The 7,329-nt window shown below is 65.0% G+C and carries 5 protein-coding genes and 1 pseudogene; all 6 read left to right on the forward strand.

Features of this window, described 5'->3' with window-relative positions:
• A pseudogene (locus ABYB95_RS13220) lies at positions 1-310 on the forward strand (TetR/AcrR family transcriptional regulator); the annotation flags it as partial.
• Positions 307-1,533, forward strand: coding sequence for an efflux RND transporter periplasmic adaptor subunit (locus ABYB95_RS13225; protein WP_372659027.1), 1,227 nt, complete (start codon positions 307-309; stop codon positions 1,531-1,533). The pseudogene ABYB95_RS13220 and the gene ABYB95_RS13225, both read left to right, overlap by 4 nt.
• 12 nt (positions 1,534-1,545) lie before the next feature.
• On the forward strand, positions 1,546-4,758 hold the full coding sequence (locus ABYB95_RS13230; RefSeq protein WP_372659028.1) for an efflux RND transporter permease subunit: 3,213 nt from the start codon (positions 1,546-1,548) through the stop codon (positions 4,756-4,758).
• Between the two features lie 43 nt (positions 4,759-4,801).
• Entirely contained in the window at positions 4,802-5,506 is a 705-nt protein-coding gene (locus ABYB95_RS13235; RefSeq protein ID WP_372659029.1) for a protein-L-isoaspartate O-methyltransferase, read from the forward strand.
• Positions 5,507-5,568: 62 nt separating this feature from the next.
• Entirely contained in the window at positions 5,569-5,913 is a 345-nt protein-coding gene (locus ABYB95_RS13240; RefSeq protein ID WP_372659030.1) for a rhodanese-like domain-containing protein, read from the forward strand.
• A 58-nt stretch (positions 5,914-5,971) separates the two neighbouring features.
• On the forward strand, positions 5,972-7,329 hold a 1,358-nt coding region (locus ABYB95_RS13245), incomplete at its 3' end, for a TolC family outer membrane protein (RefSeq protein WP_372659031.1).

Consider the following 7,329-nt stretch of genomic DNA (forward strand, 5'->3'; position numbering starts at 1 on the left):
CTACCAGGACGAGGTGATCCAGCCCGGCAACGAGCTGATACGGCGCATCTTGCAGCGCGGCGTGGACCGCGGTGAACTGCGCCCCATGAACATGGACTTTGCGATCTACAGCCTGATCGCACCCATGATTTTTCTGCTGATGTGGAAACACGCCATGACGCCTTGTTGCGCAGCAGCCGAACAGCTCGACCCCATCGGCTTCATCAACAGCCAGGTGGATTTGTTGCTCAACGGCATGAAGGTCCGCCCCGACCATCTGCCCAGCGCCCAACCGGCGCCCAAACCCCCACGCAAACCGCTTCAGACATGAACACCGTTTCAGACATGGATTCCAGCCGCCCCCGCCGCCCGTGGTTGAAGTGGGTGCTGCTGGCGGCCTTGATCGTGGCGCTGGGACTGGGTGCGGCCCGCACGCTGCAAAAACGCAAGAGCCTGCAAGAGGCGGCCCAGCAGGCCGCAGCCAGCTTGAAAGAAGCGCCCATATACGCCCTGACACCACAAGATGTGGTAGTGGTGCAAGAGCAGCAACTGGCGCAAACGGTGAGCGCCTCGGGCTCGCTCAAGGCCATGCAGTCGGCGGTCATCAAAGCGCGTGCGGTGGGCGAGTTGCAGGGCTTGAGCAAGCGCGAGGGCGACACGGTGCGTGCTGGCGAGGTGGTGGCCCGCGTGGACAGCACCGAGGCCCAGGCCCGCGTGCGGCAAGCCGAGCAACAAGCGCAGTCGGCCCAGGCGCAGCTGAGCATCGCGCGGCGCACGCTGGACAACAACCAGTCGCTGGTGCGTCAGGGGTTCATCTCAAACACGGCGCTGGAAACCGCCCGCGCCAACCAGGATGGCGCCGAAGCCAACCACCAGGCCGCTTTGGCGGCCTTGGCGATCGCGCACAAAGCGCTGACCGACACCGTGTTGCGCTCGCCCTTGAGCGGCCAGGTCGCCGCGCGGCTGGTGCAAAACGGCGAGCGTGTGGGCTTGGATGCGCGCATTCTGGAGGTGGTGGATCTGAGCAGCTTCGAACTCGAAGCCGCGCTCTCCCCGGCCGATGCGGCATCGGTACAAGTCGGGCAAAAAGCCCACTTGCGCGTGGAAGGTCTGGCGCAAACCGTGGAGGCGCAAGTGGCGCGCATCAGCCCCAGTGTGCAAGCCGGTAGCCGCAGCGTGCTGGTCTATTTGAAGGTGCCGCCCGCCATGGGCATGCGCCAAGGCCTGTTTGTGCAGGCCCAGATCGTGACCGGCCAGCGGTCGGCGCTGGCGGTTCCGCTGTCGACCGTGCGCAACGACAAACCGCAGCCCTATGTGCAAGTGGTGCGCGCTGGCGTGGTGGAACACGTGACGGTGGCGGCGACGGTACGCGGCTTGGTGGACACCGAGCCCATGGTCGCGCTCACCGAGGTGCCCGCTGGCACCCCTGTGTTGCGCTCGCAAGCCGGCCTGATACGGGCCGGCACCGCCGTGCGCATGCCCGATGCGCCTGACGCAGCTGCTGGTGGGGCCGACGCCGCCGCTGGTGCCGACGCGGCCACGGCGACGCGCTGAGAAAGCACCGCCATGTGGTTCACCCAGGTCTCGTTGCGCAACCCCGTTTTCGCCACGATGGTGATGATCGCCTTTGTGGTGCTGGGCCTGTTCTCGTTTCAGCGCCTGCAGGTCGATCAATTCCCCAACATCGACTTTCCGGTGGTGGTCGTGGTCACGGACTACCCCGGCGCCTCACCGGAGATTGTGGAGACCGAGGTCACTGAAAAGGTGGAAGAAGCGGTCAACGCCATTTCGGGCGTCAACGCCCTGACCTCGCGCAGCTTCGAAGGCCAGTCCACCGTCATCATCGAATTCAAACTGGACGTGAGCGGGCGCAAGGCCGCCGACGATGTGCGCGAAAAAGTCGCCATCCTGCGCCCCTCGTTCCGCACCGAAGTCAAAGAGCCGCGCGTGCTGCGCTTCGATCCGGCCAGCCGCTCGATCTGGTCGGTGGCGGTATTGCCGGACACCACCGCCACGCAGCCCGACGCGGCGCGCAAGCTGCCCACTGCGGTGGAACTCACCAGTTGGGCCGAACAAGTGTTCAAGAAGCGGCTGGAAAATGTGCCCGGCGTGGGCTCGGTCACGCTGGTGGGCGGTTCGCACCGGGCCATCAACATCGACCTCGACCCCGGCGCCATGCAGGCCCTGGGCGTCACAGCCGAACAGATCACCAGCGCGGTGCGCAGCGAAAACCAGGACTTGCCGGTGGGCACGCTCAAGACCCGGGAGCGCGAACGCGTGGTGCAAGTGCTCTCGCGTTTGAAAAACCCCAAGGACTTTGAATCCATCATCGTCGCGCGCCGGGGTGGCAGTGCCATCACGCTGGCGCAGGTGGCGCGGGTGAGCGACGGCATCGAAGAAGTGGAGAACCTGGCGCTCTACAACGGCGAACGCACCTTGCTGCTGCAAGTGCAAAAGGCGCAAGACGAAAACACCATCGCCGTCACCGATGGTTTGAAAGCCGCCATGGACGGCATGCGCGCCGAGCTACCGCCTGGCGTGCGCCTGGAGCCGATTGCCGACGGTTCGCGCCCGATACGCGTATCGGTCGAAAACGTGCGCCGCACGCTGATCGAAGGCGCGTTGCTGACGGTGCTGATCGTCTTTCTGTTCCTGAATTCCTGGCGCTCCACCGTCATCACCGGCCTCACGCTGCCGATCGCGTTGATCGGCACGTTTTTTGTGATGAACCTGTTTGGCTTCACCATCAACATGATCACGCTGATGGCGCTCACGCTGTCGGTGGGTTTGCTGATCGACGACGCCATCGTGGTGCGCGAGAACATTGTGCGGCACGTGCAAATGGGCAAAACGCCCTATAACGCGGCGATGGATGGCACGCAAGAGATTGGTCTGGCGGTGCTGGCCACCACCATGTCCATCGTGGCGGTGTTCCTGCCCATTGGTTTCATGGGCGGCATCATCGGCAAGTTCTTCCACGAGTTCGGCATCACCATGGTGGCCGCCGTGCTGATCTCCATGTTTGTCAGCTTCACGCTCGACCCCATGCTCTCCAGCATCTGGCACGACCCTGAGATCGACAAACACGGAAAACGCACCGAACCGGTCACGCTTTACGACAAAACCATTGGCCGCGTGACCGGCTGGTTCGACCGCATGCAGGACGATCTGGTCGAGGTCTACCAAAGCACTCTGCGTTGGTCGCTCCAGCACAAGCTCGCCACCTTGGCACTGGCACTGGCCACCTTTGTCGGCAGCCTGTTCATCGTGCCGCTGCTGGGCACCGAGTTCGTCCCCAAGGCCGACTTCTCGGAAACCTCGCTCACCTTCCACACGCCGGTGGGTTCTTCGCTGCAGGCGACCGAAGCGAAAACGCGCGAAGTCGAAGCCATCTTGCGCGGGTTCAAAGAAGTGGACTACACGCTCTCGACCATCAACACCGGCAACGCACAAGGAAAAATCTACGCCAACGTGTTCATACGCTTGGTGGACCGCAAGCAGCGCAGCTTGAGCGCCGACGCCATGTCGGCCCAGTTGCGCGAGCGCCTGCGCAGTGTGCCCGGCATCACCGTGACCCATGCGGGTCTGCTCGATTCGGTGGGTGGCAACAAACAAATCGAGTTTTCGCTCCAGGGCGACGACCTCGCCGAGCTGGAGCGCCTCACCCAAGCGGTGACGGAGCGCATACGCCCCATCGTGGGCCTGGTCGACATCGACGCCAGCGTCAAGCCCGACAAGCCGACCGTGGATGTGCAGATCCGCCGCGAACTGGCCTCGGACCTGGGCCTGAACACCAGCGCCGTCGCGAGCAGCCTGCGCACCCTGGTCGCGGGCCAAACCGTGGGCAACTGGCGTGCCATGGACGGACAGAGTTACGACGTGAACGTGCGGCTCGCGCCCGAGATGCGCGAGCGCACCGCCGACCTGCTGCAACTGCCCTTCGTGGTCGGCACCGCCAGCGACGGCAGCGCACGGGTGGTGCGCCTGGGCCAGATCGCCGATGTCACGGAATCCATCGGCCCGAACCAGATCAACCGGCGCAACCTGAACCGCGAGGTGTCGATCAACGCCAACGTGTATGGCCGCTCGGCGGGCGATGTGTCCAACGAGATCCGCACAGCCCTGGACGGCATGAGCTTCCCGCCCGGTTACCGCTACGAGTTCGGCGGTTCGACCAAGAACATGCAGGAGTCGTTTGGCTACGCGGTGTCGGCACTGGTCATGGCCATCATCTTCATCTACATGATTCTGGCCAGCCAGTTCCAGAGCTTCTTGCAGCCGCTGGCACTCATGACCTCGTTGCCACTCACGCTGATCGGCGTGGTGCTCACGCTCCTGATGTTCGGCTCCACCCTGAGCATGTTCTCGGTGATCGGCATCGTCTTGCTGATGGGTCTGGTGACCAAGAACGCGATCTTGCTGGTGGATTTCGCCATCCGCGCGCGTCGCGGGCTCGATGGCGCGGCGCCGCTGGCGCGCGAAGCCGCTCTGCTGATGGCGGCCCGGGTGCGGCTGCGCCCCATTTTGATGACCACGCTGGCCATGGTGTTTGGCATGGTGCCTCTGGCCTTTGCCCTCACCGAAGGATCGGAGCAGCGCGCCCCCATGGGCCAGGCCGTGATCGGCGGCGTCATCACCTCGTCGCTGCTGACGCTGGTGGTGGTGCCGGTGGTCTACTGCTACATGGACGATCTGGCCAACTGGGTGCGCAAACGCCTGGGCTTGAGCCCTGCGCCCGCCACCCCTGAACCGTCTCAAGCCCTCACCGACCCTCGGTAAAATGGATCAGGATCGGACAATGTACCCACCGGAGTATGAAACCATGACTGCAACCGCCACCCCGTCGTCCCTGAGCATGGACCAGGCCCGCTTCAACATGATCGAGCAACAGATCCGGCCCTGGGAGGTGCTGGACGCCCAGGTGCTGGCCTTGTTGGCGCAGGTGCCGCGCGAGGATTTCGCGCCAACCGCCCACCGAAATCTGGCATTCGCCGACATGGAACTGCCCTTGACACAACCCGCCGTCGAAGGCCAGGTGATGCTCGCGCCCCGGGTGCAAGCCCGCCTGTTGCAAGAGCTCGCGGTCCAGCCCACCGACAAGGTGCTGGAAATCGGCACCGGCAGCGGCTACATGGCGGCCTTGCTGGGCAGCCTGGCGCAACGTGTGGTCTCGCTCGAGATCGACGAAGCTTTGGCCCGTACCGCGCGCGCCCATCTGCAACAAGCCGGCATGCTCAATGTCGACGTGCGCTGCGCCGACGCAGCGGCCAACCAGTTCGCGGCCTGCGCCACCGAAGCACCCTACGACGTTGTGCTGCTCAGCGGATCGGTGGCCGAGATACCCGCGGCCTTGTTGTCGCTGCTGGCCAAGGGCGGTCGCCTCGCGGCCATCGTCGGGTACGAGCCCGTCATGCGCGCCACCATCGTGACCCGCACCGGTGACGCGTCGTATCAGACGGTCCAGCCCTGGGACACCATCGTCCCACGCCTGCAGAATTTCCCCGAGCCCTCGCGCTTCCACTTCTAACTCCGAAGTCCCAAGCCCGACCCGCACCCGCTGCGCCACCTCCACACACATAGGCCCGCCCCATGATCGCCATCCACCCCGCCCAACTCAAGGACTGGTTGCAACAAACCACGCAAGCCGGCGGCCCACTGCCGCTGGTGCTGGACGTGCGCGAGCCCTGGGAGCTGCAGACCTCGAGCGTCAAACCCGAGGGCTTTGAACTGCTGGCCATGCCCATGCGCAGCGTGCCCGAGCGCCACGCCGAACTGGACCAGGAGCGCCCGATCGCCTGCTTGTGCCACCACGGCGCGCGCAGCGCCCAGGTGGCGCAATTCCTCATGAACCAAGGCTTCACCTCGGTGGTCAACATCCACGGCGGCATCAACGCCTGGTCGCAGGAATTCGACCCCAGCGTACCGGTGTATTGACCGCCAGTTCAGCTCCACGCACTGCCCGCATTTTTCCGCCCTACCCCAAGGAACTTCCATGCCGCCTCGTTCAGCCCAGCCCCACCCTGCCCACCACCTGCTCGGCCTGAGCCGGTTGGCGGCGGGCATCTTGATGGCGCTGGGAGCGAGCACCGCGGTGCAGGCCCAGAGCCTGGCCGAGGTGTTTGAAACCGCGCGCGGTTTTGACGCCAGCTTTTTATCGGCACGTTCGCAGTACGAAGCCAACCTGGCCAAAGCAGAACAAGCCCGAGCGGGTCTGCTGCCGCAGGCCGGTCTGGCCGCCGCCGCCAACTGGGCGCGGCGCGACAGCAGTGTGGCCGCGCTCGACAGCAACAGCAACAACCAGAGCGTGACGCTCTCGGCCAGCCAACCGCTGTACCGGCCCGCCAACCAGCTGACCTACGAACAGGGTCAGCGCAGCGTCGAGATCGCCACCGCGCAATTGCGCGCAGCCGAGCAAGACCTGATCGTGCGCAGCACGCAGGCCTATTTCGATGTGCTGGCCGCCCAAGACACCCTGGCTTTTGTGCAGGCTCAAAAAACCGCCGTGGCCGAGCAGCTCGCCGCCGCCAAACGCAATTTTGAAGTCGGTACCTCGACCGTCACCGACTCGCGCGAGGCCCAGGCCCGCTACGACCTGGTGCTGGCCCAGGAAATCGCCGCCGAAAACGATTTGCGCGTCAAGCGCCTGGCGCTGGACCAATTGGTGGGGCGCGCCGGTGTGGCACCCAAACCGCTGGCCGCACCCGTGGCCCTGCCCGCGCTGCAACCTGCCGATCCGCAAGCCTGGGTCAACCAGGCCGAAGCGGCGTCGCCATCGATTCTGCAAGCCGCCAAAGGGCTGGAAATCGCCCGCCTGGAAACCCGCAAAGCCGAGGCCGGTCACCAGCCCACCGTCGACCTCGTGGGCCAATACCAGGTCGCCCGCGCGCCTTCGGGTGTGGCCGCCATCCCAGGCAATGTGCGCAACAACACGGCCAGTGTGGGCGTGCAATTGAACATGCCACTGTTCGCCGGCTACGCGATCCAGAACCGGGTCAAAGAAACCCTGGCGCTGGAAGACAAGGCGCGCTCCGACCTCGATGCCGCGAGACGTGGCGTGGGCCAGGCCGTGCGCGCGGCCTACTTTGGCGTGCTGTCCGGCCAGGGCCAGGTGAAGGCGCTGGAAGCGGCAGAGGCGTCCAGCCAGAGCGCGCTCGATGCCAACAAGCTGGGCTACCAGGTGGGCGTGCGCATCAACATCGACGTGCTCAACGCCCAAAGCCAGTTGTTCCAAACCAAGCGCGATCTCGCCCGGGCCCGCTACAACGTGTTGCTGGGCAGTCTGCGCTTGAAGCAAGCCAGCGGGCAACTGGCAGCGGACGACCTCAAGCCCATCGACGCTCTGCTGAGCCC

Origin of the sequence: Hydrogenophaga sp. (assembly GCF_041633695.1) — a bacterium.
In the GTDB taxonomy this organism is placed as follows: domain Bacteria; phylum Pseudomonadota; class Gammaproteobacteria; order Burkholderiales; family Burkholderiaceae_C; genus Hydrogenophaga.